The following is a 26990-nucleotide window of genomic DNA, read 5'->3' on the forward strand; positions in this document are numbered from 1 at the left end:
CCTGCTGGCTTATCAGATTTTAAGTCCGAAGATGAAAGATTCTCCATACTACCAGAAGTATGTCATCCTTCGTGTGGTCGATATCTGGCGGGAACCAGTTGTACGGCTTGCTCCGACGGAGCGCTATGATGAAACCATGTGCATTGGCCTATACGGTTGGTGGGGTGATCAAATACCGGATGCCTCTATTGTGAAGGACTTGGAATTCGTGTCAATAGATACTGGTGGCGTGACCAAAATGTGGTGTGCATTTGATTGGGGCTTGTGCCGCGGAGAGAAGCCGCATATTACCCTGTTGGAAGAAGACCCGGCGTGGAGAAGAGAGAGGTATCCGTTTTTCAATACGGAGTGTAAGCTGTGCTTGTACACACATTATATTCCATTTGATGGTAGACTGTGTAGGTCAATACTACCAAAGTTATAATATTGAATCGCGATATAATCCGTAACGAGCAAGTGCAGGAAACCTGTGAAAGGAAAAGCTCCCCCTCTGACTCATCCCGAGCCCGCTGCAGGGGGGGACACGCCGCATAAGGAGAAGCAAGCATGGAAGAAAAATGGTATGACTGGGCCTACAGCCCCATCAGGAGGAAAGTAGATTCCTCTATGCCAGAATCTACGCAGGTCTATGAGGCAAAATTTCTTTCCACGCTGTCCGTTATTCTGGAACGGCCCGGAGGTTATCTCGGTCAACCGTCTCTGGACAGACTGCTGGACCTGATGACCGGTTACATCGTCGCAGTCTTTGATTTGGCGGGTTACCGGATCACATTCGAGCAGCGGTTCCGGCAGTACCTGTGTCAAAAATATCATCTGGACACATCCGGGTTTTCGCTGTATCTGTATTTTTCGGATGGAAGGGACAATGAATCGGGCTTTGTCGCTTTTTCGCAGGAGTTTCGTCTGTTCTGCCAGTCGGAAACAGCTATTGGAAGTCAGTAATTTCAACTTTAGCAGGTTCCGTCAACAGCAGCTGCATCGTTCTCTGCGCAATTCTGCCTGTCTGGCCCATAGCGGCGCTCGCCGCACAAGGCCACTGTGCGAGAGAAAATGTAGCGGCGCTCAGTGAGCGCCCTGTACAGGACAATTCAACGACAGAAGGGCACTGGTGCACCGTCGCACCACCCTGACATGTCATTGCACGGAGGCCAAAGGCCGATGCGGCGCCCTGAGCGCGAAGCGCGTGGAAGTTCCCCTGGGGTGCAATCTTCTGCAGCAACTTACGGATTCGCCATGGTTTTCCTGTTATCCAGCCGAGTACTGCGAGATTGCCTTGCACCACTGAAGTTATGCCGCAAACGCTGCCTGTCTCCACGGGGTCACCGCCCGGAAAGGGCACGCCGCTGCAGTCAGATTTGAGGCAGCTGCAGGAGCATCACATCAAAATCAATGTCCTGCCCGCCGATGCGGAAGAAGGCCGGGAAGGTGCACAGCTTCCGGAAGCCGAATTTTTCATACAGCCGGATGGCGCGGACATTGTCGCTGCGCACCTCGATATCGAGCTGGGCAAAGCCGTTTTCCCGCGCAAAGGCAAGGACGGCCTCCGTCAGGGCCGAAGCCGCACCGCAGCCCCACCACGCCCGCTTCAGGCTGATGCCGAACACGCCGCGGTGGCGCATCCGGCCGGGCTTGCGGTTCAGGCTGGCCGTGCCGATGAGCTCGCCGTCCACCCTGGCAAGATACTGCACATGGTCCGGCGAATCGACCTGTGTGCGCAGATAGGCCTGTTCCTCCTCCGGCGCAAGCGGCACGCCCTCTGCGCCGAAGCTGAGGTTGTCCGTCTCGCCGCCCACGATCTTCAGGTAGTCCAGCAGCGCCGCGGCATCCTCCGGCCGGGCTCGCGTGATCGTAAATGCGTTTTTCTTTTCCATGCTTCTTCTCCTTTCCGATCATACGGCGGGAGGTCTCCTGCCAGAATGCAGCTCGTCAAAAAGTCTTTACGGATCTTTTTTGACAGTCCAAGAATTCTCCGCGCGGTCTCAGAGCACGAGCCGCGCGATCTCCATGGTGGCGATCTTCAGGACCGCGCCGCCGGACATTCCATAGAACCAGAGCTCCCGCATTTTCTGCGTTCTGGCGATCGGCGTGGCGATCGCGGCGACGACGATCAGCAGCGCACCGGCACAGCCGACGACGGTCGGAACGCTGACGAGCGGAAACACGCCCGGCGCGCAGCTGCCGTCGATGGTGTGCTGGATGGTCTTGTCCAGCCCGTCCCGCGCCGCCGCAAAGCAGCAGACGACCAGACCGAACACCAGCAGGAGCAGCGTTCTCCTGCCCCAGCAGGCGATATTGCCGCGGTTCCAGACGGAAACGCCGATGTAGCCCAGCAGAGTAAGGATCATCAGTGTCGTTGCCGTCGTGACGGCGTTTCCAAAATACAGCTTCATGGTAAATTCCCCCTTTCTCTCATTGCGCTCTTGACGTTTCGGCGGCGACGGCCGCCAGCAGGACGCCCATGGATACCCACGGCGCTGCCGCGCATAACGCGCAGTGCTGCGGTGCTCGTGGGATAACGAATTGCGTTCATAAAATCTTCCTCTCAAAAAACAGACGCAGCGCATGATCGGAACCGCGATCAGCACTGCGTCTTTGCGTCTGGCTGTTTATGTAACCGTTCGGTTACTTTCTATTATAGGGACTGTCGGCCCCTTTGTCAAGGCCTTTTTCCGATTTTTCTATGTGCCGCATACAAAGTGCCCCGGGAGAACCCGGGGCACTCGTTCGCTGCTTATGCGTAATTTGCTTCAGGCGTTCTGCAGCGCCGCAAAGCGGAACAGGATCGTCGCCAGCTCCGCGCGCGTTGCACCGGCCTTTGGCGCAAGCTCCGCTGCGCTGCGGCCATTGACAAGGCCCTCTGCAACGGCCCATGCCATGGCATCCTGCGCAAATGCGCTGACCGCGTCGGCATCGCCGTAGGCGCTCAGGTCGGCGCGCTTCTCGGTATTGCTGCCGAGATAGCCCGCAAAGCGATAGAGCATCATCGCCATCTGCTCGCGCGTGAGGGAAGCATCCGGATCAAACAGTCCGCCGCCGACACCGTTAACGATGCCGTTCTCCGAGGCCCAGATCACCGCCGCGCCATACCAGCTGTCGGCAGACACGTCCGTGAAGCTGCTCTCGCGGCCCGCCATGTCCGGCGTACCCGCCATACGGTAAAGCACCATGACCAGCATTGCGCGGGTCGTCTCGCCGTTCGGCTCGAACAGGCCGCCGCCGACGCCGTTCATCACGCCGTTTTTCAGCACCCAGTCAACGTACTCGTGATACCAACCATTCCGGTCGAGATCCGTGTAGGCTTCGCTCGGGCAGGTCTCTGCTGTGGTCTCGTGCTGCTCGATCTCGCCGCAGCGGCCGCACTTGCGCTCTTCCAGACCAGTGTGGAAGCAATCGGCTTCCTTCACCGTCGTCCAGTCGCCGTAGTCGTGGCCCAGAGCAGGGATTTCCTCGCCCTTGCTGTGCACCTCGCCGCAGCGCGTGCAGACCATGTCGCCCGTGTAGCCCGGCTCCGTGCAGGTGGCTTCCTTCGCGCCGGTCAGCTTGTCGTCATGGCCAAGCGGCTGACGGATCTCGCTGATGTAGGTGTAGTCGCAGTGCTTGCAGTGATTCTCCGTGTAGCCGTAGCCCTCGCAGGTCGGGGCGACTACCGTCGCCTCGCAGTCATGGCCCGCTGCATCCACGAAATCGGCCTTGTAGCTGTCGCCGCAAACAGAGCAGGTATAGGTCGTGTAGCCCATATGCGTGCAGTCCGGATCCGTCTTGACCTCCTCATAGCTATGAGCGATCATCGGGATGGACTCGGTATAGCTCTTGCCGCAGTTCGTGCAGGTGAAGGTACGAACGCCCTCCTCCGTGCAGGTCGGCTGCTTCGTCACCTCGCTCGTGTAGCTGTGATCCGCCGCCTGCGTATAGCTGTCGACATAGCTGTCGCCGCAGCGCGTGCAGGTATGCGTCGTATAGCCCATGGCGTCGCAGGTCGGAGCCGTTACAACGGTCTGATAATCATGGCCGAGCGCATCGGTCATGGTATCGACATAGCTGCTGCCGCAGACGGAGCAGGTGTGCGTCGTGTAGCCGCCCTTTTCGCAGGTTGGGGCCGTCACAACGTCCTCATAGCTGTGGCCCGTGGCCGGGAGCATCGCGTCGACATAGCTGTCGCCGCAGACGGAGCAGGTATGCGTCGTGTAACCGGCGGACTCACAGGTCGGAGCCGTCACGACGTCCACATAGCTGTGGCCCTTTGCTGCCACATAGTTCGTGCGGTAGCTGAGGCCGCAGCGCGCGCAGACAGACTCGGTATAGCCGTCCTTCTCGCAGGTCGGTTCCACGACCGTCACAGTCAGATCGTGGCCGAGCGGCTCGCCGACCTTGACCGTCAGCGTATTGCTGACCGCATCGCAGTTGTCACACTTGACATAGTAGACCGCGGCTTCGGTGCAGGTAGCTTCCGACTTGATGACATCAGAGGCAGTGTTCGCGAAGGTATGCTCCGCGTCGGCCTGCCACAGGAGGATCGGATGCTTCGTCGCGGTGCAGCCGCTCGTGAAGGCAGCCTCTGCCAGATCGGCGTTCATCGTGGAAACGAACTCCGCGTTCGCAATTTCCTCTGCGGTCCTGACAGCGGCAGTCTGGGTCTCGGCATTTTTCACGGCGCCGATGCCGCCCTTTTCACAGGTGCCCTCGAGGTAGTAGAGGTTTTTGATGACGGCATCTGCGCTGCTCACCGTGCCAATGACAGAGCCATAGGTAAAGGTTGTGTTGCAGGTGACCGTGCCGAGGTTGAAGCAGCTGCGGACCTCGGAGTTCGCGCAGTAACCGACGATACCGGCGGGATAGTTGCCGCCGGCCTTGATCGCACCGGTGTTGTAGCAGGCCGTGACCTTACAGCCGTTCGGCAGATTGGAAACAATGCCCGCTGCGCAGGTGCTGGGTGCGGTGATGCTGCCGGTGTTGACGCAGCCGGTGATGGTACTGGGCTGGCTGCCGCTGGAAATGTTGCCAACGATACCTGCGCAGTAGCGCCAGCCGGTGACATTGCCGCTGTTGGAACAGTTGGTAACATTCAGGCTGTAGTAAGCACCGCCGACAACGCCGCCGACGCTCTGCCAGTAGTTACCGGCCGTGCGCTTGATGGAAACATCGACATTCGAATGGAGATTCGTCAGGTCGGCATAGTCCGCACGGCCAACGATACCGCCGACGTAAGCATCGTTAACAGGCTTGTTGGAACCGGCGACAACGGTGCCGTTGACCGTCAGGTTCTCAATCTTCGCGCGGTTGGTGGCGTTGGCGCCGGAGACCCAGCCGAACAGGCCGCGATAGAGCGATATCGGGGTCTTGCTGCTGTAGTTGATGGAAAGATGATCAATGGTGTGATTCCGGCCGTTGAAGGTACCGGCAAACTTCTTAGAAGCGGTGCCGATGGGCGTCCACTCGTAACCGGCGAGGTCGATATCGGCCGTCAGGATGCCGGAGAGCTTGGCGCTGCCGCCGTTGACCTTCTGGGCGAACCATGCCAGCTCTGCGCCGGTGCCGATGAGGTAAACGCCGTTTTCGTCGGTGGCAGGTTCCGTGGTGGTCTTGCCGTCCCAAGCGTTCTCGGCCGCCTTGCGGACGGTGAACTTGATGGTCAGGACGCCGTTTTCGACCTTTGCTGCGTCAGCAGAGCCGAGCTTGAAGGAGCCGGTGGTGCGGACATAGCCGAGCTGCTCGACGGCGTAGGAATACGGGCCATAGCCGAGCTTAAAGGTGCCGTCGGCCTCGGCGGTCACTGCCTTGTTGTCACGGTCGGTGAACGTGGGGGTGAGGCCGTCGATCGCGTTGCCGTTTTCGTCCACGGGGACGAGCTTGACGTTGTAGGTGACCTTCGTGTTGACCTCGACGGAAACATCTGCCAGACGGCTGGCAACAAAGCTGGTGGTGACCGCGGAGAAGTTCGTGCCGACGCCGGTGTCGGTCATATTGTACAGCGTATCAAACGGGCTGGCGGCGGAGTACATGCCGCCGGAGATATAACCGTCGGTGACCATAACGGTCGTTTTGTCTGAGCCTTCGGGGAAGGTGATGTCTGTGGGCATCTCCACGGTGACGGAGGCTCTGTCCATCTGCCAGTACTGAGTCAGCTGGCCCTTGGACTCCTCTTCCTCCGCGCTGTAGTTCAGATATAGCAACGTGGGGTTGAAGATACCGGAAACCTTATCCATGCCGCGATACAGGCCGTCGAAGGAGAGCGTGACCTTATCGCCGGGCATGATGGGCTCGCCGTCATTCGAGGCATTCTTCACGGTGACGCTCATCTGCGCCACGCGCGCCAGACGGTAGGACGTGCCGGTGGAATCGGTCAGCTTCAGGATGACGGTGCCGCCGAGCGTCTTTGCCGTGCGAAAGGGCAGGAGGGAGGCGTGGAACATGCCGTTCTCGTCCGCCGTAAGCTCCGTCCAGCCGGACAGGGTGCTGTTCAGGGCAGCGTCGGTGGTGACGACGGCGTAGCTGGCCGTCGCGCCCTTGGTGGTAGTAAAGTCCAGCGTGGGGGCTTCGTCGGTGTCAAGGTAGTACCACGTGTCGTAGTTGTAGTCCCACTCCGCACCGCGGGGGCTGGTCGTGCCGCCGTTAAAGCGGATGACGGCGTCAGCCTTGCCGGCTGCCTTGTTCGTGATAACGAACACACCGGTGCGCTCGGGGGCGGTTGCCGGGAAGAGACCGCCGTGGGTTCCGGCAACGTCCTTGTCGTTGTACAGGTCGATGGCGTCGTAGGTGACGGCCACGATGTCCGTGCCGGTGGGCGTCACGTCGAGCCAGTTGCCTACGGCGTTGCCGCCGCTGACCTGCGTAACGTCCGCCGGATTGCCCTGCAGCACCTGAATGTTGAAGCTCGGCTCGACCATGATGTTGCCTGCATCGTTATTGATTAGCTCCCACATACGGTACGCGCGGATGCGGTAGGTGTCGCTCACGCTCATAAAGCCGCTGTGGCTCAGGAAGACCTGCAGGTCGGCTTCGTCGCGGGAGGATACCGTCGTGCCGAGGTCCTTGAAGCTGTGAGACTTCCTGTCGGTCGGCGCGCCGGAGTCAAAGGTGATCGTCTTTTCCGTCTTTTGGTTGAGGCTGGACAGCCAGCCGGCCTTGGTCACATAGGTACCGGTCTCATCGACCAGACGCCATGTGTAGTTGTTGTTGCGCTCAGAAACGCGGTAGGAATAGGTGGTCATGCCGGTCGCGTCGTCCTTCGCAGTCTTGTACGGCTCGACCGCTCTGGTGTTGAAGTTGTTGTACTGGAAGAACAGGGTGAACTCCGCCGTCGTGGGCGCAGTGATATCCAGCTCCACGGCGTTGGCGATCGTGATGTTCTTCGTTACGACGTTGTAGGAAGGCGCCGTGGTCTGGTTGATCTGCTGATTGAACATATACTTTTCCGTGTTCGTCGGATAAGCATAGATGTTGTACAGCGAAGCGTTCTGCGCCTCCCACGACAGGAAGGGGAAGGCAGTGTAGTCGCTGCCGTAGCGGGTGTAGGTATAGTGTGTACCGGAGTGGATCATGCTGCCGGTAACGGGCATGATCATCTCGACATGGTAGTCGTCCGTGCCGAAGTACTCGTTTTTCTCGTTCCTGGTCGTAGCGTAGACGCTGACAACGCCGAGATGGATGTCGTTGCCGCCGCCGCCGTAGATGTCCTTCTCCATCGGCAGAGGCAGGCTCTGACCGCCAAGATAGATGTCATAGGCCTCGGTCGCAGTGTTCCAGCCGTAGCCGCGCGTGGAGTAGCGGCCGGTGCTCAGGGTGGCGTAGAACATGTTGTAATTGTTCACGACCGTGTTGCTGGCCGTCGCCGTTTCGTCGGCTGCGTCAAAGGCGCTGTTGGTGAACCGGACCTCCTCGTAGCCGTGCAGCTCGTACTTTGTGCCGTCGATCTCGACATAGTCCTTCTCTTCGCCGTCGATGATGGTGTAATCGGCGGGGTTGTAGACGTACACGGTCTTGCCCTCGGCATCGGTAAACCAGCCGACATAGTCAAACTGATTTTCGTCGATGCCCGCGGTCTTGTACATCTTGAGGATCGGGTACTTATTGCCGTTTGTGCTGTAGTTCTGGTCACGGCCGACGTAGAAGTTGATATTCGCTTCGACGACATCGACGAAGGTCAGCGTCAGCGTCCAGGTATCGGCGGAGTAGCCGGCATCGTTCTTTGCGCGGAACTTATAGATATATGTGCCTGCCTTGCTCTGGATCAGGCTCTTGTTCACGCCGCCGAACATTGCTTCCTCAAAGTGCTGCTCCCCGCTCCACGTCGCACCGCCATCGGAGGACATGGTGTAGAAGTAGTTCTTGTAGGTCAGCGTGCCGTTTTTCACGCCGAAGATCTTGCCGTCCATCAGATCGTCGAGCTGATAGCTCTTGCCGGTCTGAACTTCCGCAGCGGCATCGGTCACACCGTCGAGCAGATAGGGCGCTGCAGGATCCTTCGCGCCGCAGACGGTGCAGACGCCGTCTTCATACTGATGTGCGCGGGCCTCCTGCCACGCCAAAAGCGGATAGCCGCCGCAGCCGGTATTCTCCTTGAAGCTGCTGCCGAGCGTCGGTGCCAGCGCCTTCAGCTCCTCTGCGGTCTTCGCCGTGGCGTTCTCGTCGCCAATCGCGGAAGCGCTGCCGAGGTAATACACATTGGAGACCTGATCCGCACTGCCCACGGCTGCGCCGATCGCGCCGCTGGCCACAGCCGTCGTGACCTTGCCGGACACATAGGCATTTGTCAGGGAGGACTTCTCCATGACGCCGATCAGACCGCCCATGAGCGTCTTTTCGGTGGTCACATCGCCGGTGCTGTAGGCATTGGTGATGGTCGCCTGCTTGGCATAGCCCATCAGACCGCCGACATAGGTACCGGTCGCCGTGATCCTGCCAGTGTTATAGCAGCCGGTCATCGTGCCGGAATAGAGCTCATAGCACAGGCCGCCGAGGTTGTTCACGCCGGTGACATCGCCTTCATTGCCGCAGTTCGTCACAGTCGTGTCGATCATGACACCGGCCAGACCGCCCACGGAGGAGGTGCTGCCGACCCTCTCGTCGGCCGTCACATCCACGCGGGAAATGACCTTGGAAAGCTCCGCATAACGGGCAGAGCCGACCACGCCTGCGACATAGCCCGAATAAACGGAGAATTCGCTTGCCGCGTTCACGCTGCCCGTGACCGTCAGGTTCTGAATGACCGCATGTTTTTCGGGCGTGCCCTCGACCTGACCAAACAGGCCGAGATACAGTCTCTCGCCGGAGGCCGCCGTGGTATAGTCCACCGTCAGGTTGGAGACAGTATGCCCTGCACCGTCAAAGCTACCCGCGAAAGCTACGCTGCCATTGCCGATCGGCGCCCAGACCACATCGGCCAGATCGATATCCTTCGCCAGAATGGCAGAGATCGCATTCTCACCGCCGTTGACCTTCTTGACAAACCAGACAAGCTCGTCGGCATTGCCGATCTGATACACGCCGTCCTTCTGCGCAGGCTCCGCAGGAGCCTTGACCGTCACAGCACACTGTGCCTTTGCCTCGCCGCAGCTGGCCGTGATCGTGGCCGTACCGGTCTTTCCGGCAGTCACGACGCCGTTCTGCACGGAAGCGACCTCTGCATCCGTCGTCGTCCAGGCAATGGTCGGATCCGTCGTATCCTCCGGCTGGATTGCAGCGGTCAGGGCCGCCGTGTCGCCGGTATACAGGTTCAGCTCGGTCTTATCCAGCGTTACAGCCGAGGCCATGACCGGGGGCGTGACCGTAACGGCACATTCTGCCTTCACGGTGCCGCACGTCGCAGTGATGACAGTCTCGCCGGCCGCCTTCGCCGTAACGATCCCGTTTTCCACCGTTGCGACCTCTTCCTTCGAGGAGCTCCAGACAATGGTATCCGTCGTGTTCTCCGGCTGGACCGTGGCCTTCAGGGAAGCGGTCTTTCCCGCCGTCAGCGTCAGCTCCGTCTGGTCCAGCGTCACGCCGGTCGCCGGAGTGACCTCGCGGGTCAGCTCGAGATACAGCTCATACGTCGTGCCCGCCATGACATCCATAATGCTCAGATAGGCGACCTTGCTGTTTTCCGCAGGCGTGAAGGGCTTTTCATCCTTGTCCGTCAGCAGGGCCGTCTCCAGCTCCGCAGCCTTCAGGGTGAAGGGATTCGCGCCAGCCTCGTTGAGATAATTGCTCTTCTTGTCCGTCACGAGCAGGAAGCTCGCATCCGCCACATGGATCGTCACATCACTGCCGTAGGGCAGCACGGCACGGTACTTCGTCTCGCCCTCGCCGCCAACGCGGGAAAGGGGGCTGGTCTTGCCGCCGACGCTGACCGTGAGCGGGCTGGCCGTGACCGTGACGGTGCACTCGGCCTTCACGCTGCCGCACGTTGCCGTAATGACGGTGCTGCCCGCGCCGACCGCAGTCACAACACCGTCCGCGACCGTAGCGACCGCCTCATTCCCGGTCGTCCAGGTCAAGGTATCCGTGGTGTTTTCCGGCTGTGCCGCTGCCGTCAGAACGGCCGTTTCGCCCGTCATCAGATTCAGCGTGGTCTTGTCGAGCGTCACGCCGGTCGCCGGGACGACCGCAGCCGCCTTTTCAAAGCGGACTGCCACATCGTCATAGGCGAAGTAGGCGGGCTGCGAGAAGCCATAGCCGTTATCGCTGGAGCCGGTCACATTGAACGTGACCTTCAGGACCTTACCAAGGCCGGACAGGTCCCACCTTGTCCAGTCCATCATGATGTTCTTCGGACCGTTGCAGAGGTAGATGCTGGCCGTTCCGGTCTTCTCCCCTGCCGCGTTATAGCCCGTTGCGACCAGCTTGACCCAATCGTCGTCGCCGATCTTGGCAGTCAGACCGTTGCCGTCGATGTAGCAGTTGAGCGCATAGTCCATGTTGTTGACATACATATGGTCAATGACACGGGCGGTGCCGTCGGCAAAGGTTAGGGTCGGCAGGGAGGCCTCGGTCAGGCCATAGCCGGAATTATCTGCATAGCCGTAATGCACGGCAAAGTTATTCGAGCCGTTGTGGCCGCCGCCGGTCCGCTCCAGACCGGAAACGTCCTTTTTATAAACGGTAAGCTGACTCTCGAAGCCGCCGTACTTGCTGATCTCACCGGAAACATAGTTGGAAACGGCATGACCGCCGCTCCAGTAGCACCAGGAGCCATAGCCCTCGGACAGGGTGTTGCTGAGCCAGGTATTGTTCTTATCCGTCCACTTGTAAGCAGCGTCGACGGAGTCGACACCGGCGCCGCTCTCTCCGTAGAGCATCTTGCCGCCGTACTGCGGGCTGTCAATGAGACTCGTCCAGTTGTTTCCGCCTGCGAAGTTCGTTCCGCCCTTATAGTCGGCATCCTCGAACGTGAGGACGCGCAGCTCATAGTCGGGCTCTGCTGCGAACGCACTGACGGGCAGCAGCGAGCAGACCATCACAATGGCCAGCACGAGCGCCAGCAGGCGCTTTCCGCACGCTGCGGGTTTCGTTTGCATAAGCGATCTCTCCTTTTACTGATAATGTGTATCGGCAGCCGCCGGAGCGGCAGAAGCAGGGTTCAGCCCCGCCACAGCTGAGCTGCGGGGGGCGCTTTGTTTTCCCTTCGGAAAACAAAAAAACGGCTGAAGGGATAGCATACCTATCCCCTCAACCGATTCGGGCTATGGAAATCTCCCAGTAGGTCTTCTGAGTTGCGCCTCCGGCGGAGCATCCGCCACGTCTGCCGCCCTGCCTTCTCAGTTTCCCAATGACCGGCTTTCGCCGACGGACAGCAGCCTCAGCGCTCACAGCGACGGTCATCCAGAAGGCATCTGCCTTCTCGGGGTATTATCCCCATTCCCTTGTTTACCAACGCGCCTGACGGATCCTCCGCCGTTGCGGCCACGCGGTCTCTGCGAGTCGTGTGATTCAATTTTATGGTCTGGTACCAGCCGGACCATCCTTGATTATATCGTCCCGGATTCAGAATGTCAATTGCATTTTGTCCAAAAATGCAAAGCTCCCCGCACCGTTTTCGGCACGGGGAGTCGCTGCATTGCAGAATTACTTCTCGGCAGCCTTATCCTGCTCGATGAGGATGCGCAGCGCACCGACGGCGACCTCGACGCTCTTCGGCATCTCGGAATACGCCATGACGGAGGAGGCGCGGCAGCCGCGGATGGAAGAGATGACAAAGATCGCGGCAGACTCCATCTCGGAGCTGATGACATTGCCGCGGCGCCATGCTTCCCAACGGGCCTTCAGCCACGGCTCGGCGGGCATGTTCTCCGGCTCGTGCTGGCCGTAGAAGGAGTCCTTGGACTGGGTGATGCCCTCGATGAAGTTGTAGCCGAGCTGCTTGGCGGAGTCGGCCAGAGCGGCGACAACGTGGCGGTCGGCGACGGCCGGGTACTCAATGGGGATGTAGTGCTTCGTCGTGCCCTCGTCGCGGACGGCAGCGGTGTTGATGACGCCGTCGAGCGTCGGGTCGAACGCGCGGTCGCAGACGCGGCCGGCTGTGCCGACGCGGATGAAGGTGTCCGCGCCGCAGGCGATCAGCTCTTCCAGGCAGATCGCGGTGGACGGGCAGCCCATGCCGGTGGAGACGACGGAGACGGGAACGCCGTTGAGCGTGCCGGTCCAGGTCTTATGCTCGCGGTTGTGCGCGACGAGCTTTGCATCATCAAAATAGGATGCGATCAGGTCCGTGCGGAACGGATCGCCGGGGAGCAGGACATAGCGGCCGATGTCGCCCTTGCCCACGCGAACGTGATAGGTCTTGCCCTCATCTGTAAAAACAGCCATAGTAATTTACCTCCAATTATTATCTCTTGCTCTTATCATAGGGAACGCCAATGACGCCGGGCGCATTGGAACGCTTCGTGGAGAACGCCAGAACGATCAGCGTCGCCACATAGGGAAGCATCTTGAAGAAGGCCTCCGGGATGCCGAGGTTATACAGGAACGGGATAACGGAATACGACGCGGCAATGGTCTTCGTCAGGCCGAAGAACAGAGCGCCGAGCGCGATACCCCACGGCTTCCACTGGCCGAACACGACGACGGACATGGCGAGGAAGCCATAGCCGCTGACGCTGGCGGTATAGGTCGTGGTCGTCGGCAGGATGAACACGAGGCCGCCGAGACCGGCCAGAGCGCCGGAGATCAGGACGCCGGCATAGCGCATCTTATAGACGCTGATGCCGACACTGTCGGCTGCCTGCGGGTTTTCGCCGCAGCTGCGCAGGCGCAGGCCGAAGCGGGTACGCTTGAGGATGAAGGCCGTGACGATCAGGACGAGGATGCCGAGATACGTCGTGACATAGGCCTTCTGGAACAGGATCGGGCCGAGGACCGGGATCTTGCTGAGCAGCGGGACGGCGTCGATACGGAATGTGTTGCGGAAGACGACCTGCTCCGTGCCGAGCATGACGCGGGCATAGAAGATGCAGAACGCCGTAGCAAACGTGATGATGGCCGTCGAGCTGATGGTCTGCTCCGCCTTCAGGTGGATGGAGGCAAAGGCGTGCAGGGAGCTCAGGAGAATACCGGCAAGGATCGAGATCAGGATCGCGATCAGCAGAACGAGCCATGAGGGCATGGCGGCACTTGCCGAGCGGATGAACATGATGCCCGCGAACGCGCCGAAGACCATGATGCCCTCAAGTGCGATGTTCAGAACGCCGCTGCGCTCGGAGAACAGGTCGCCGAGGCCGACGAGAAGCAGCGGGACGAGGAAGATCAGCGTCTGCTGGCAGATAAAGATAAACAGATTCATTTATTTCTCCGCTCCTTTCCCGGTGTGGTGCACATCCGTCCTCTGGCGAAGCTGCCATCTGCGGATGCCTTCGCGGATGATGAAGGAGAATGCGCTGAAGTAGACGATCACGGAAACGATGATGTCGACGATCTCCGTCGTGAAGCCGTAGGTCTGCATGTAGAAGCCCGAGACCTGCATATACGCGATGAAAATACCGGTGAATATGATGCCGATCGGGTGGTTCATGGCAAGCAGGGCGACCGGAATGCCGTTCATGCCCTCTGCCGCCTGTACGTCCTCGACCTTGATGTACTTACCGGCGGAGGAAAGGTACAGCAGCGCACCGCCGAGGCCGATGAGAGCACCGGAGATGAGCATGGCGGTCATGATCATACGCTTGGCATCGACGCCGAAGCCGATGCTGGCGTCGCGGTTCTTGCCGCAGGCCTTCAGCTCGAAGCCGAAATTCGTCTTCTCCAGCAGGATGAACACGATGATGGCCACAATAATAACGATGAAGATGCCGATATTCGCGGAGCTGTCCGGGAAGAGCTTCTCCAGGCCGGCCGTCGGGAGGCGGTGAGCCGCCGGCACGGGGCGGGTCTGGTTCTTCACATTGTCATAGATCGGGGCGATCTTGATGAGATAGTTCACAAGATACATGCCGATGTAGTTCATCATGATCGTCGCAATGACGATATTCACGCGGCGATAGGCGTGCAGCAGGCCGGGAAGCAGGGCCCACAGGGCGCCGCCGATCATGCTGGCCAGCAGCGGAACGATCCATCCGAGTGCTCCGGGGAGATTCCAGACGCTGGCAGTATAGACGCCGCAGAAGGCGCCCACGATGAACTGGCCGGCGCCGCCGATGTTGAAGATGCTTGCCTTGAAGCCGAAGCCGACGCCAAGGCCGGTCATGATGATCGGCACGGCATAATACAGCACGTTGCCGAAGGTCTTCATGCCGCTGTAGAAGCCGCCCGTGATGAGCGCACTGAAGGCCGGGAATGCATTCGAGGGATTCGTCGCCAGCAAAACAATGAGGCCGACGAGCAGACCGGCCAGAATGGCCAGAATGGAGGAAAGCACGCCCGCGTAGTCTCTCTGGCGGCGCGGAGCAAGGGGACTTGTCTGTTTTTTCATTTTACCGCTCCTTTCCGCTTGCTGCCGGACATGTAGAGGCCCAGCTCATTGACCGTAACCTCTTCCGGACGGACATCGGCAACGATCTCACCCTCGTAGAAGACGATGATGCGGTCGCTGATGTTCATGACCTCTTCCAGGTCGAACGAAACGAGGAGAACAGCCTTGCCAGCGTCGCGCTGGCGGAGCAGGTTCTTATGGATGTTCTCGATCGCGCCGACATCCAGACCGCGTGTCGGCTGCATGGCAAGAATGACGTTCTCATCCGAGTCGATCTCGCGGGCGATGATCGCCTTCTGCTGGTTGCCGCCGGACATGCTGCGGGCCGTGCTCTTCGCGCCCTCGCTGCTGCGGATATCGAACTCTTCGATGAGCTCCTCCGCCAGCTCATGGCGCTTATGGAAGCGGATGAAGCCGTGGTTCTGGAATTCCTTGCGGAAATACTTGCGCATTGCCAGATTTTCTTCCAGCGTATTGTCCAGGATCAGGCCGTACTTGTGGCGGTCCTCCGGCACATGGGCCAGTCCGTGCACATTGCGGTAGCGGATGGAGGCATGGCTGACATCCTCGCCGTTGAGCAGGATCTTGCCGCTGTTCTGCTTCAGCAGGCCGACGATCACGCGGACGAGCTCGCTCTGGCCGTTGCCTTCGATACCGGCCACGCAGAGGATCTCTCCCTTATGGACGGAGAACGAGACCTGATTCAGAATATTCTTGTTCGGGTTGCGCTCCGACTTGAGCGTTACATTTTCAAGCGTCAGGACAGCATCGCCTGCATGCTCGGGAGCCTTCTCCAGATGGAAGTCGATCTTACGGCCGACCATCATTTCGGAAAGGTCCTCGACGCTGGCGGTCGAAACGTCGCAGGTGCCGATGCACTTGCCGCGGCGCAGGACCGTGCAGTAGTCCGAAACTGCCTTGATCTCATTGAGTTTATGGGTGATAAAGATGATCGCCTTGCCCTCGCGCTTGAGGTTCTGCATGATGATCATCAGTTCGTCGATCTCCTGCGGCGTCAGGACAGCCGTCGGCTCGTCGAAGATCAGGATGTTGTTGTCCTTGTAGAGCATCTTCAGGATCTCTACTCTCTGCTGCATACCCACGGTGATGTCAGAGACTCTGGCATCGCAGTCGATATTCAGGCCATAGCGCTCGCTCAGGGCAAGCACCTTCTTGCGCGCTTCCTCCATCTGCAGGACGCCGTGCTTTGCGGTCTCGACGCCGAGGACGATGTTCTCGAGCACGGTGAAGTTCTGCACCAGCATGAAGTGCTGATGAACCATGCCGATACCCAGCGCATTGGCCGTGCGCGGATTTTTGATCTCTGCCTTTTTGCCGTTCACGAGGATCTCGCCCTCTTCCGGCTGATAAAGGCCGAACAGGACGCTCATCAGCGTCGATTTACCGGCGCCGTTCTCGCCCAGAAGGGCGTGTATCTCGCCATAGCGGACGCGCAGGGTGATGTCGTCATTCGCGACGATGCCAGGAAACACCTTCGTGATGTGCAGCAGCTCGATCGCATAGTTGTCCATAAAATGATCCCCCTAGTTGGTAAACCCGGCAGGGAAACGCCACAGCGCTCCCTACCGGGTCCGCCTTATCTCATAGTCGTTTACTCGACGACCTGAACCGTCACATACTGCAGGGTCGCTGCAACATCCTCGATGGTGACCGTGTTGCCATCCGCATCGACATCGCGGCGGATGCCGGAGGTAACGCCGTCCTTGTCAGCCTTCAGGACTTCGACGATGGCATCATAGTCAGCCTGCGTGAAGTTCTTGAAGCGGGAGGACTCCATGGGAAGACCAACAGCGTCTTCGTTGATGGTCAGAGTCTCGCTCGTGCCGCCGGGGAACGTGTCGTTGTAGTAAGCCTTAATCGCGCCGTAGACAGCCGGAGTGAGCATCTTCATGGCGGAGGTCAGGCAGGTCTCGGTGATCTGGGACATGTCGGTATCAACGCCGATGGAGACGCAGTCGCCGCCGGTGGCCTCGCAGGCCGCGAAGACGTTGTCCGGGCCGCCGCAGCCGAAGATGCACTCGGTGCCGGACTGATACCATGCAGCAGCCTTCGCCTGGAAGTCAGGAGAGTTGCCGAAAGCGCCGGTATAGGTGTACTTCATCTCAATGGAGCCAGCCTCAAGGCCGAGCTCCTTGGCAGCGTATTCCGCGCCGTCCACGAAGCCGTAGCCGAAACGAACGACAGCAGGAACAGCCAGAGCGCCGAAGAAGCCGAGCTTGCGATAGCCTTCCTTGACAGCAGCGTAGCCCGCCAGGAAGCCGGACTGCTCTTCCGCAAAGAAGATGGAGCAGGTGTTGTCTGCGATGACGGTGTCGTCATCAAGGGTCGGGGTGGAGTCGACCAAAACGAAGTGGACGTCCGGATACATGGTCTGAGCCTTGTAGATGGCTTCGCCGAACAGGAAGCCCGGGGTCACGACGAGCTTTGCACCGTTGTTGACAGCGCCCTCAATGGCGGAGAGGTAGCTCTGCGTGGACTGGTCGATCGGGGTGTAGTAGGTGTAGGTCTTGCCGTTCTCTTCGGCGTACTGCTTCAGGCCTTCCCAGGAGAACTGGTTGAAGCCGCGATCGTCGATAGAGTTGGCATCGGTGATCAGGGCCAGCTCAGCCTCGCCGCCGGAAACCGGAGTGGTAGCTTCGCTGCCCTCAGTGTTGGTCGTGGTGTCCTTGGTGTTCTCGGTGTTGTCATTGCCGGAGCCGGCGCAAGCGGCCAGGGACAGGACCATGACAAGCGCGAGAATCAGACAGAAGATTCTCTTTTTCATGTTGCCTCCTAAATGTAATACATTTTTATACTCAGTCCGCAAGCGGACCAAATACCGTTGTTATTCAGCCTGCTGTCAGACTAAATGTCATGTTATTTTGTGAATCAGGGAGCCGCTGATTCAATTCTCAAGAGCGGACGGCGAGGAATTTTTCGTCGAGTCGAGGTTTGGAAAGTGCAGGCGTACTTTGTGTACGTCAAGCTTTCCAAACCGATGGATCGGCGGAAAAGATCCGGCATCCGCCGCAGAGGATTTATTCAGGGGCGACTTTTTAAGCCTGGGGTTTGGCAAAGTAGCCCTTATTCGCAGCGGGGAAGCCGCCCTCCGGCAGCATCTCACGCAGGGTGAACTGCTTATAATCCTCCGGTGTCTTGCCGTGGATAACGAGGAATTCGTCCGGATCGCAGAACTCTGCCATGACCTGACGGCACACGCCGCACGGGGAGCAGTACTCCGTCAGCGGGCCGCGCGGGCCGCCGACGATGGCGATGGCCGCAAACTCGCGCTCGCCCTCGCTGACCGCCTTGAAGAAGGCCGTGCGCTCGGCGCAGTTCGTAGCGCTGTAGCCGGCATTTTCGACATTGCAGCCGGTGTAGATCTTGCCGCTCTTTGTCAGGAGCGCTGCGCCGACGCAGAAATTGGAGTAAGGTGCATAGGCAAATTCTCTTGCCGCGATGGCCTTATGGATAAGCTCAGGGATGTTCATGTTGTTTCCTCCTTCTTAGATCCCACGCCAAGGCGGCGGATGAGCGGCCGCCACATGGCGGCGAACACATCGCACAGCTTGCCGCCCAGCAGCAGATTGATGAACGTGCCGACGCCGATGTCACCGCCCGTCAGCCAGGTGGTCAGCAGCATGAAGCCGCAGTACACATACATCGCCGTACCGTAGCTCTTACGGATGAGCTTTGCCACGGTCAGGATGAGCATGTCCATGGGCTGCACACCGGCGTCGAGCTGTACATACCAGCCGAGCGCGATGCAGGAAATCACAACACCGAGGGTGCAAAGGGCGATGCGTGCCCACATCGGCGGCATGGTCGGAAAAATCTTCCCCAGCAGGTCAAGGTACAGGTTCAGCAGCGGCCCGAGGCCGAAGCCGATGACAAGGGAGCCGAGGCCCACAAGGGAGCGATTCGCGAAGATAAAAATCGCGAGAACGGTGCAGTTGAAGATCAGTGTGACCGTTCCGGTCTGCAGGCCGAGCATGCGGCCCAGCCCCTGCTGGAACGAGGTGTTCGTATCGGAGCCGACGCCCGAGAACACGCACATGGCGATACCGAGTGCCAGGACGATCCAGGCCGGGAGCAGCAGGAGCAGCTGCCGCAGCAGGCGCTTGCCGTTCTCACAGGTGAAAATGGCGGATTTTGCGTTTTGTTTCATGCATACCTCATGAGCCGGATCGGAGCAGAGTTTACCAATTCCGATGATTTCGAAGGAACAGGCGCTCGGGAAACAGCTGCACGTGGTCGGGTGAACAGCTCCCTCAATGGCTCGTACAAGAGAATACCACTTTTTTTACGCCGTGTCAATCGAAACGTTTTCACAAATATTTCCATTGCGAATTGTGCATTCTGACGATTTTTTCCGGCTGATGTCGCCGCCCGGAATGCATATCGCTCTTAACAGATGTTTTATTTTGTTACATAATAGCGTAAGAAAACGCACATCACAAATCATGCTTGACAGCCGTAGAATGGCCTGTATAATAGTATTGTGTAAAGACATGCTTATTTCGCGGGGTCAATCTAAGGTTTTGTTTACGAACACATGATTATTTCAGGTCTTTCCGGGAGGGATGCACCATGGGCCGCCAAAAGCGCGCTTATCAATCCGTGACCATTCGCGACGTTGCCGAGCGGGCCGGTGTAGCAGTTTCGACTGTCTCGCGCGTGCTGAACGGGCTGGACCGCGTCAGCGAAGAAACGCGCCGGCGTGTCGAACAGGCTGCCCGCGAGCTGTCCTATGTACCAAATAATTTCGCCGCCTCCATGGTCACGGGGCAGTCCAAGATCCTCGGCATTATCGTGCCGAGCTTCACGCACGACTTCTTCGGCTTCATCGCACAGACGGCAGAGCATGTGTTCCGCAAGCATGGCTATCTCACCATCGTCTCTGCCAGCGGCGAGGACCCGGTCGCAGACCCCGCCGCCTTCCTGCAGCGCTTCTACCACATGCTCGACGGCGTGCTCCTCGTGCCGACGGCCGCGCGCCTGAAGGACCTCGAGTCCTTTGACAAGCCGCTGCTGCTCGTCGACCGCGACATGCCGGGCAGCTCGTTCAGCAGCATCTCGTTTGACAACGAGCCTGCCTGCTATGAGCTGACGCGCCGCCTGACGGAAAAGGGCCACCGCCGCATCGGTCTTTTGGTGCTCAACAGCCCCATGAACATCGGCGCGGACCGGCTGGCAGGCTGCCTGCGCGCCCTGCGCGAGGCCGGCGTGGAGCAGGACCCCGCACTGGTGCGCTGCTGCGCGGCGGCTGCCGTGGACGGCTATACCCAGACGCGGCTGATGATGACCATGCCGGACCCGCCAACGGCCATCGTGTGCTGCAGCGAGGAGCTCTGCACCGGCGCGGTGCGCGCGTGTATGGACCTCTCCCTTGCCCCCGGCCGTGATATCTCGCTCGTCAGCTTCGATGAGCTGATCACTCCGCTGGCCCCAACAGCCATCACCTCGGTTTTCTCCCCGCGCCGCAAAATGGCCAAGGTCGCAGCGGAGCGCCTGCTGGAAATGGTCGCCAATCCGGCAAAACGCATACCGCGCAAGGACGTCGTCGAGACGATCATCCACGAGCAGCACAGCATTGCGCAGCTTTAAGCGCACTGCGTTTTATTTTTCAGGAAGGAAAATCATCGATCATGAGCGAATATCAACCGGCAAATCTTGAAAATCTCTTTGTCAAGCGCGCAGGCAGGCGCATGCGCGTCGCCTCCTGCGACCCGACGGGCGCCAATAACGACAATGTCCTCATTCCCTCCGGCGAGACGTATCTCTTCGCCGACCTGCAGGGTCCCGGCATCGTCACGCACTTTTTCTGCACCATCGGCAACCCGAACAAACGCCGCCCGGAATGCGGCATCGGCACGGAGGAATTCAACGTCCGCAAGGTCGTGCTGAATGTCTACTGGGACGACGAAACGGAGCCGAGCATCCAGGCGCCTCTCGGCGACTTTTTCGGCATGGGCCACGGCATTACAAAGAGCTTTGCCAGTGCTCCCCTGCAGATCACACCGGAGGACGGCCGCGGCTTCAACTGCTGGTTTCCGATGCCGTTCCGCAGGCGCGCCCGCTTCACCGTGAAGAACGAATGCTGCAGCCCGCTGCACTTCTATTTCTACGTCGATTACGAGCAGGTCGAGTCCCTGCCGGAAAACACGCTGTACTTCCATGCGCTCTGGAACCGCGAATGCCCGACGGACGGCATCCCCTCCTCGGCGCGCTCCCGCCATATGGAATGGATCATGGGCGGCGAGCAGGACAAGCATCTCTCCGCAGAGGGCAACTACGTCCTGCTGGACGCCGAGGGCAGCGGCCAGTATGTCGGCTGTAACATCAACATCCATAATCTGGAAAACAGCAGCGAGTGGGACTGGTTCGGGGAGGGCGACGATGCCATCCTGATCGACGATGAGCCGTGGCCGCCCCGTCTGCACGGCACAGGCATGGAGGACTATCTCGGCCTTGCGTGGTGCCCGACGCAGGAATACCACGCGCTCTATAACGGCTGCACGCTCTCGCCCATGGACAACTACAAGGGCATGGCATCGTATTACCGCTTCCACATTCTCGACCCCATCATGTTCGACAGGCACATCCGCGTGACGTTCGAGCACGGCCACAACAACAACCGCAGCGACGACTGGTCTACCACGGCCTACTGGTACCAGACGGAGCCGCACAAGCCCTTCCACCCCATGCTCCCCGTGGAGCAGCGCCTGCCGATCGATCAGAAGCTCTATGAGTGGACCGGCCGCCGCGAATTCTGCAAAAACGAGGAAAACGTCCGATAAATATTTGGAGGAGGACCTAACGGTCCTCCTCGATCATTTTCTTGACATAGTAGCAGAATCAGGATATAATATGACTACCATCAATAGGAGGTGTTGCTATGAACCATGGCATTTCCATCCGGCCGTCTAAGGATATCCGCACGAATTATGCGCAGATCTCTGCCCTGACCCGGCAGAATCCAGTCGCGATCACTGTCAACGGCAAGGAGGACACCGTCCTTCTCAGCCACGAGGAGTATCAGGAGCAGCTGCTCCGCATCAGCGAACTGGAGGCAAAGCTGTCCATGTACGCTCACCTTGCCCAGGCGATGGACGACATCCGGCTGGGCCGGGTGCAGTCCGCAGACGCTGTCTTTGACGAGCTTCTCGGGGAGCTGGAGGCTCCTCAGGAATGAGCACGCAGGTCGTGTTCACCGGGACGGCGAAAAACGATCTCCGGGAGATCGCCGTTCATCTTGCAAAACGGTCCGGCAGCCGGGAGCTTGCCGTCCGCTTTGTCCGGGAGCTGCAGGAGCAGACGGCGATCCTGGCGCAGTTCCCGGAATCCGGCGCATTCCCGCAGGACCGGATGCTGAAGAGCAGCGGCTTCCGTTTTCTGACGCACAAGGACTATCTGCTGTTCTACCGGTACGAAAGGGCCGAGGGTCGGGTCTATATCATGGCCATTTTCCACGGCAGGCGCGACTACCTGCGCGTCATGCAGCAATATCTGTAACGTAAATCGGGAATAAATGTGGAGGAGGGCCGATCGGTCCTCCTCCATTTTTGGCGGCACTGCACAATTCAGCCAGAGCATTCGGCGAAAAATATCCGACGAAGGCCGAAGATGCAATTGTGCGGTGCTGCCTAGGTTTATTCTCCCAGGTCCAGCTCTGCCATGACGGCAGCGCAGCGCGGGCACAGGCCGTCCGCATTGGCCTTCGTCGAGTGCATCCAGCAGCGCGGGCACTTCACGCCCTCAGCGTTGCGCACCTCGATGCGCAGGCCGGGGAAGGCGGTTCCGCTGCCGGTCACGTTCGCGGCATCGGGGTCGTCGTCCGTCAGGATGACATCCGAAACGAGCAGCAGGGCCGTCAGGTCCATGTCCTTCACGGTCTCGAGGGCCTTGGCAGCCGCCTCGTCGCGGGCGCAGAGGGCAACATGGGCCTCGAGCGCCTTGCCGATGCGCTTGTCCGCGCGGGCCTGCTCCAGCACGCCATTGACGTCGCCGCGCAGGGCGATGAGCGTATCCCAGCGAGCCATGGCCTGCGCATCGAGTGCATAGGCCTCATACGGCTGCACCATCTCGTTCAGAACGACATTGCGCACGTCGTCGCCCGCGCGATGCGGCATGGCCTGCCAGATCTCGTCGCAGGTGAACGGCAGGATCGGCGCGAACATCCGCGCCATGGCGTCGACGATGAGATACAGCGCCGTCTGCGCGCTGCGGCGCTTCAGGCCGTTGCGGGACTCGCAGTAGAGGCGATCCTTCAGAATGTCCAGATAGAAGCTGGACAGCTCCACAACGCAGAAATCGTTGATGGCGTGGGTCAGAACATGGAATTCGTAATTGTCGTAGGCTTCAAAGGCCGTGCGGATCAGCTCGTTGAGCTTTGTGACGGCCCAGCGGTCCAGCTCCAGCATATCCTCCGGCGCAACAAGATGCTCCGCGTCGAAGCCGTCGAGGTTGCCGAGGCAGTAACGGGCCGTGTTGCGGAACTTCAGGTAATTCTGGCTGAGCTGCTTGAAGATCTCCTTCGAGCAGCGCACATCGGCGCGGTAGTCCGCAGAGGCGGCCCACAGACGCACGATATCTGCACCGAAATCGCGGATGAGGTCAGCCGGGTCGACGCCGTTGCCGAGGGACTTGTGCATGGCCTTGCCCTCGCCGTCGACCGTCCAGCCATGGGTCAGGCACTCACGGAACGGAGCGCCCTGCCCGAGCGCGCCAACAGACGTCAGCAGGCTCGACTGGAACCAGCCGCGGTACTGATCGGCGCCCTCGAGATACATCGTCGCGGGCCACTGGTCTGGATGCTCGCGGCGCAGGGAGGCAATGTGCGTCGAACCGGAGTCAAACCAGCCGTCGAGCGTGTCGGTCTCCTTTTCAAACGTTCTGCCGCCGCAGTGCGGGCAGCTCAGGCCCTCAGGGACAAGCTCCATGGCCTCGCGCTCAAACCAGATGTTCGAGCCGTGCTCGCCGAACAGGGCGGAGATGTGGGCGATGGTCTCCGGGGTGCAGACGGGCTTGCCGCAGTCCTTGCAGTAGAACACCGGGATCGGCAGGCCCCAGCGGCGCTGACGGGAGATGCACCAGTCGGCGCGGTCGCGGATCATGGCGACCATGCGGTCCTTGCCCCACGCGGGCAGCCACTTGACATTGTCACAGGCGGCGACGGCCTCGTCCTTGAAGGACTCGACGGAGCAGAACCACTGCGGGGTGGCGCGGAAGATGATCGGGCTCTTGCAGCGCCAGCAGTGCGGATAGCTGTGGGTGAATTCCTCGGAGGCGAACAGCGCGCCGCTCTCCTTCAGGTCGGCCAGAATGACGGCGTTGGACTCGTCATAGCGCAGGCCGGCATACTTGCCCGCAGCCTCGGTCTGGCGGCCGCGGTCGTCCACGGGGACGATCAGGTCGATGTTATAGCGGCGGCAGGTCTGATAGTCGTCCGCGCCGAAGCCCGGGGCGGTGTGGACGCAGCCCGTGCCGGAGTCCATCGTGACATAGTCCGCGCAGACAAGCAGGGACTCGCGCGGCAGGAACGGATGCTGTGCCGTCATATACTCAAAATACCGGCCCTCATGGCGCTCGACGATCTCATATTCCTCGATGCCGCCGGCCTTCATCGTCTTTTCAAGCAGCGCCTCGGCGACGAGATAGCGCTCGCCGTTTGCCGCCTTGACGACAACATAGCTCTCCTGCGGGTTCAGGGCGATGGCGAGGTTGCCGGGCAGCGTCCACGTCGTCGTCGTCCAGATGATAACATAGGTGTTTTCAGCCTCGAGCTTGCCCTTCGTGTCCTTCAGGGCGAACTTGACGTAGATGGACGTGCAGGGATCGTCCTGATACTCGATCTCGGCCTCGGCCAGCGCCGTCTCGTCCTTCGGGCACCAGTACACGGGCTTCAGGCCCTTGTAGATATAGCCCTTGCGGTACATCTCGCCGAAGACCTTGACCTCCTCGGCCTCAAAGGCCTTGTCCATGGTCTTATAGGGATGCTGCCAGTCGCCGAGGACGCCGAGGCGGCGGAAGCCGCTCATCTGACGGTCGATGAAGTCCTGCGCAAAGGCCTGGCAGGCATTGCGGAACTCCGGGATCGGCATGGCCTTGTGGTTGAGCTTGTTCTTCTTGATGATTGCCGACTCAATGGGCATGCCGTGGTTGTCCCAGCCGGGAACATAGGGCGTGTAATAGCCGCGCATCGCATGGGAGCGGACGATGAAGTCCTTGAGCGTCTTATTGAGCGCGTGGCCCATGTGGATATCGCCGTTGGAGAACGGAGGGCCGTCGTGCAGAATGAACGCAGGCTTGCCCTCGTTCTTTTCGAGCATCAGGCGGTAGACGTCGATCTTGTTCCAGTGCTCCAGCATGCCCGGCTCGCGCTGCGGCAGGCCCGCGCGCATCGGGAAGTCCGTCTTCGGGGTGATGATGGTGTTCTTATAGTCCATAAATGCCTCCATTTATTTCTTTTAAACGCTTGTAACTGGTTATTGTCCCAAAAAATCCTCTGTCTCATCAAGAGACAGAGGATTTCTCTGCGGTACCACTCCTGTTCCCCCGGAACGGGGGCGCTTGGGGCGCGATAACGGGCGCAGGCCGTCTCCCCTTACGCAGGCGCATGGCCCTTCCGGGGAAAAGCTCCGGGGTGATGCCCTGCAGCGCGCGTCTGCCTTGCATCCTCCGGCAGCTTTCTGAACGCGCGGGGTCCGCAGGTCCGTCCCCTTCGTCGCTTGATCGGTATTCGGTTCCGGTACGAATGTACAGAGATTCTTACCGCTTTTTCGGGTCGTAATTCCGCCCGAACTGCAGATCTTCAAATTTTTTGCTCACGGGGAAGCCGTGCAGCGTGTCGAGCTTGCGCGTATCGCCGGAGTGATCCTCCTGCGCGATGTCGCCGAGCGTCGAGCCGCTGAGGCTCTGCTCGATCTGCTGGCCGATCTCCTCGATGAGGGCGTCGGCCTTCTCCTCGGCGGAGGGATGAGACTGCTCTGCCTCGTAGTCATAGGCGCGGTTGTGAGACGGCTCCTTCGGCTGCTCCTTCGGGGTCAGCACGGGGGTCTGCGGCTCCACCGGCGGGGTGAAGCGGTGGACGCGCTCCGGCTCCTCCGGCTGGGAGGGCGTGAGCGGCGTCTCCCTGCGCAGCTCGTCGATAAGCTCGAGCTGGCGCTTCAGGCGCTTTTCCATGCCATCCAGGAACTGCGATGTGGCGGCCTTGGCCGCATCGAGGCGCTCCTGCTCCTCGCCGACGAGAGCGTCGACATTGTTCGTCTTGGCGCTGGCGGCATCCTCTGCCTCATGCAGCATCTGCGCGCACTTTTTCTCGGCGTCCGCGACCATCTGGTCGCACGTCTTCTGCGCGGCAAGCAGGGCGTTCTGCATGGAAGCCTCCTGCTTGCGGTATTCCTCCAGCTTTTCCACAAGAATGCGCATCTTGCTCTTCAGCACGGAATTTTCTTTATAGAGGGTAACATAGTCCTCGGTCAGCGGCTCGAGAATGTCATCGACGGAGTCCATATCGTATCCGCCGAACAGCGCCTTCTCAAAGCTGATGTCCTGGATCTGCTGCGGGGTCAGCATCGTCTTCAGCTCCTGTCTCTGTCTTGCGTGGGATGGAACGCACCTTAGAAGTACATCCCGTTGTTTTCGAGTTCCTCAACGAGATCGCCAACGACATCCACGTTGTACGGCGTGATGAGATAGGTGGAAATGGCGATCTTCTTGATCTTGCCGTCGAGCGCATAGGCGCAGCCGGAGAGGAAGTCCACCAGACGGCGGGCGACGTCCTTGTTCGTGGACTCGAGGTTCAGCACGACGGCCTGCTTGTCGCGCAGGTGATCGGCGATGTCGGAGACCAGATCAAAGCGGTCCGGCTTGACCAGCACGACCTGCAGCTGGGTGGTGGCGTTGATATTCACGACCTTGTTGCCGCCGCGGGTCGTCTGCGTATCCTGCGCGGCCGGGGTGCTGCGGCTATAGCTGCGGCGGGAAGACTGAGGCGCGGGAGCGGGATCGTTGTCCAGCGGCTCGTCGTCATAATCATCATAATCATCCTCTTCCGGTTCGGAATACGGGTGAGTCAGCTTCTTCAGTTCGTCCATAAATCCCATGG

19 protein-coding genes are annotated in these 26990 nt (G+C 59.8%); 6 read left to right on the plus strand and 13 right to left on the minus strand.

From position 1 onward, the window contains the following. On the plus strand, positions 1-424 hold a 424-nt coding region (locus WMO66_RS12045; RefSeq protein WP_349136666.1), incomplete at its 5' end, for a hypothetical protein. 122 nt (positions 425-546) lie between these two features. Next, the gene (locus tag WMO66_RS12050) at positions 547-942 is read left to right on the plus strand and encodes a hypothetical protein (RefSeq protein ID WP_349136667.1); all 396 of its coding nucleotides are present in this window, start codon (positions 547-549) and stop codon (positions 940-942) included. Positions 943-1349: 407 nt separating this feature from the next. Here the strand turns inward: WMO66_RS12050 and WMO66_RS12055 are convergent, their stop codons facing one another. From WMO66_RS12055 to WMO66_RS12100, 10 genes are all read right to left on the minus strand, one after another. Continuing rightward, positions 1350-1871 carry a GNAT family N-acetyltransferase gene (locus WMO66_RS12055; RefSeq protein WP_349136668.1) on the minus strand — a complete coding sequence of 174 codons (522 nt, stop codon included), beginning with the start codon at positions 1869-1871 and terminating at the stop codon, positions 1350-1352. 108 nt (positions 1872-1979) lie between these two features. Further along, complete coding sequence (locus WMO66_RS12060; protein WP_349136669.1) at positions 1980-2390, minus strand: hypothetical protein; 411 nt, start codon at positions 2388-2390, stop codon at positions 1980-1982. Positions 2391-2747: 357 nt separating this feature from the next. Continuing rightward, on the minus strand, positions 2748-11495 hold the full coding sequence (locus WMO66_RS12065; protein ID WP_349136670.1) for an S-layer homology domain-containing protein: 8748 nt from the start codon (positions 11493-11495) through the stop codon (positions 2748-2750). 547 nt (positions 11496-12042) lie between these two features. After that, positions 12043-12783, minus strand: a complete 741-nt coding sequence (locus tag WMO66_RS12070) for a nucleoside phosphorylase (protein ID WP_349136671.1) — start codon at positions 12781-12783, stop codon at positions 12043-12045. A gap of 19 nt (positions 12784-12802) precedes the next feature. Beyond that, positions 12803-13756 (minus strand): ABC transporter permease, encoded by a 954-nt coding sequence (locus tag WMO66_RS12075; protein ID WP_349136672.1) that lies wholly within the window; start codon positions 13754-13756, stop codon positions 12803-12805. Then, on the minus strand, positions 13757-14881 hold the full coding sequence (locus WMO66_RS12080) for an ABC transporter permease (protein ID WP_349136673.1): 1125 nt from the start codon (positions 14879-14881) through the stop codon (positions 13757-13759). Then, positions 14878-16413 (minus strand): ABC transporter ATP-binding protein, encoded by a 1536-nt coding sequence (locus tag WMO66_RS12085; protein WP_349136674.1) that lies wholly within the window; start codon positions 16411-16413, stop codon positions 14878-14880. Before WMO66_RS12085 ends, WMO66_RS12080 begins: the two co-directional genes overlap by 4 nt. Positions 16414-16493: 80 nt before the next feature. After that, a complete protein-coding gene (locus WMO66_RS12090; RefSeq protein ID WP_349136675.1) occupies positions 16494-17666 on the minus strand; it encodes a BMP family lipoprotein in 1173 nt (390 codons plus the stop codon). A gap of 271 nt (positions 17667-17937) precedes the next feature. Further along, positions 17938-18372, minus strand: coding sequence for a cytidine deaminase (locus WMO66_RS12095; RefSeq protein WP_349136676.1), 435 nt, complete (start codon positions 18370-18372; stop codon positions 17938-17940). Beyond that, positions 18369-19049: a YczE/YyaS/YitT family protein gene (locus WMO66_RS12100; protein ID WP_349136677.1), complete on the minus strand. Its 681-nt coding sequence runs from the start codon at positions 19047-19049 to the stop codon at positions 18369-18371. Before WMO66_RS12100 ends, WMO66_RS12095 begins: the two co-directional genes overlap by 4 nt. Before the next feature lie 422 nt (positions 19050-19471). Here WMO66_RS12100 and WMO66_RS12105 point away from each other — a divergent pair, with 422 nt between their 5' ends. The 4 genes from WMO66_RS12105 to WMO66_RS12120 all read left to right on the plus strand — a co-directional run bounded on the left by WMO66_RS12105 (position 19472) and on the right by WMO66_RS12120 (position 22396). Continuing rightward, a complete protein-coding gene (locus tag WMO66_RS12105; RefSeq protein WP_349136678.1) occupies positions 19472-20488 on the plus strand; it encodes a LacI family DNA-binding transcriptional regulator in 1017 nt (338 codons plus the stop codon). Between the two features lie 41 nt (positions 20489-20529). Then, the gene (locus WMO66_RS12110; RefSeq protein ID WP_349136679.1) at positions 20530-21681 is read left to right on the plus strand and encodes a glycoside hydrolase family 172 protein; all 1152 of its coding nucleotides are present in this window, start codon (positions 20530-20532) and stop codon (positions 21679-21681) included. A 98-nt stretch (positions 21682-21779) separates the two neighbouring features. Next, entirely contained in the window at positions 21780-22076 is a 297-nt protein-coding gene (locus WMO66_RS12115) for a type II toxin-antitoxin system Phd/YefM family antitoxin (RefSeq protein WP_349136680.1), read from the plus strand. Next, positions 22073-22396, plus strand: a complete 324-nt coding sequence (locus tag WMO66_RS12120) for a type II toxin-antitoxin system RelE/ParE family toxin (RefSeq protein ID WP_349136681.1) — start codon at positions 22073-22075, stop codon at positions 22394-22396. The genes WMO66_RS12115 and WMO66_RS12120 overlap by 4 nt, the downstream gene beginning before the upstream one ends. A 137-nt stretch (positions 22397-22533) precedes the next feature. Here the strand turns inward: WMO66_RS12120 and ileS are convergent, their stop codons facing one another. The 3 genes from ileS to WMO66_RS12135 form a co-directional block, all read right to left on the minus strand. Then, positions 22534-25329 carry an isoleucine--tRNA ligase gene (gene ileS, locus WMO66_RS12125; protein ID WP_349136682.1) on the minus strand — a complete coding sequence of 932 codons (2796 nt, stop codon included), beginning with the start codon at positions 25327-25329 and terminating at the stop codon, positions 22534-22536. Positions 25330-25651: 322 nt separating this feature from the next. Further along, a complete protein-coding gene (locus tag WMO66_RS12130; protein ID WP_349136683.1) occupies positions 25652-26458 on the minus strand; it encodes a DivIVA domain-containing protein in 807 nt (268 codons plus the stop codon). 44 nt (positions 26459-26502) lie between these two features. Beyond that, positions 26503-26988 carry a cell division protein SepF gene (locus WMO66_RS12135; protein WP_349136684.1) on the minus strand — a complete coding sequence of 162 codons (486 nt, stop codon included), beginning with the start codon at positions 26986-26988 and terminating at the stop codon, positions 26503-26505. Between the last annotated feature and the right edge of the window lie 2 nt (positions 26989-26990).

The organism is Faecousia intestinalis, assembly GCF_040096185.1.
Lineage (GTDB): Bacteria > Bacillota > Clostridia > Oscillospirales > Oscillospiraceae > JAZOXB01.

Bases quoted from the DNA above. Each gene is read 5' to 3' on its own strand.
- WMO66_RS12085 (WP_349136674.1), bottom strand. From the start codon at position 16,413: ATGGACAACTATGCGATCGAGCTGCTGCACATCACGAAGGTGTTTCCT.
- WMO66_RS12065 (WP_349136670.1), bottom strand. From the start codon at position 11,495: ATGCAAACGAAACCCGCAGCGTGCGGAAAGCGCCTGCTGGCGCTCGTG.
- WMO66_RS12060 (WP_349136669.1), bottom strand. From the start codon at position 2,390: ATGAAGCTGTATTTTGGAAACGCCGTCACGACGGCAACGACACTGATG.
- WMO66_RS12050 (WP_349136667.1), top strand. From the start codon at position 547: ATGGAAGAAAAATGGTATGACTGGGCCTACAGCCCCATCAGGAGGAAA.
- WMO66_RS12110 (WP_349136679.1), top strand. From the start codon at position 20,530: ATGAGCGAATATCAACCGGCAAATCTTGAAAATCTCTTTGTCAAGCGC.
- WMO66_RS12070 (WP_349136671.1), bottom strand. From the start codon at position 12,783: ATGGCTGTTTTTACAGATGAGGGCAAGACCTATCACGTTCGCGTGGGC.
- WMO66_RS12135 (WP_349136684.1), bottom strand. From the start codon at position 26,988: ATGGGATTTATGGACGAACTGAAGAAGCTGACTCACCCGTATTCCGAA.
- WMO66_RS12055 (WP_349136668.1), bottom strand. From the start codon at position 1,871: ATGGAAAAGAAAAACGCATTTACGATCACGCGAGCCCGGCCGGAGGAT.
- WMO66_RS12090 (WP_349136675.1), bottom strand. From the start codon at position 17,666: ATGAAAAAGAGAATCTTCTGTCTGATTCTCGCGCTTGTCATGGTCCTG.
- WMO66_RS12105 (WP_349136678.1), top strand. From the start codon at position 19,472: ATGGGCCGCCAAAAGCGCGCTTATCAATCCGTGACCATTCGCGACGTT.
- WMO66_RS12130 (WP_349136683.1), bottom strand. From the start codon at position 26,458: ATGCTGACCCCGCAGCAGATCCAGGACATCAGCTTTGAGAAGGCGCTG.
- WMO66_RS12120 (WP_349136681.1), top strand. From the start codon at position 22,073: ATGAGCACGCAGGTCGTGTTCACCGGGACGGCGAAAAACGATCTCCGG.
- ileS (WP_349136682.1), bottom strand. From the start codon at position 25,329: ATGGACTATAAGAACACCATCATCACCCCGAAGACGGACTTCCCGATG.
- WMO66_RS12095 (WP_349136676.1), bottom strand. From the start codon at position 18,372: ATGAACATCCCTGAGCTTATCCATAAGGCCATCGCGGCAAGAGAATTT.
- WMO66_RS12075 (WP_349136672.1), bottom strand. From the start codon at position 13,756: ATGAATCTGTTTATCTTTATCTGCCAGCAGACGCTGATCTTCCTCGTC.
- WMO66_RS12115 (WP_349136680.1), top strand. From the start codon at position 21,780: ATGAACCATGGCATTTCCATCCGGCCGTCTAAGGATATCCGCACGAAT.
- WMO66_RS12100 (WP_349136677.1), bottom strand. From the start codon at position 19,049: ATGAAACAAAACGCAAAATCCGCCATTTTCACCTGTGAGAACGGCAAG.
- WMO66_RS12080 (WP_349136673.1), bottom strand. From the start codon at position 14,881: ATGAAAAAACAGACAAGTCCCCTTGCTCCGCGCCGCCAGAGAGACTAC.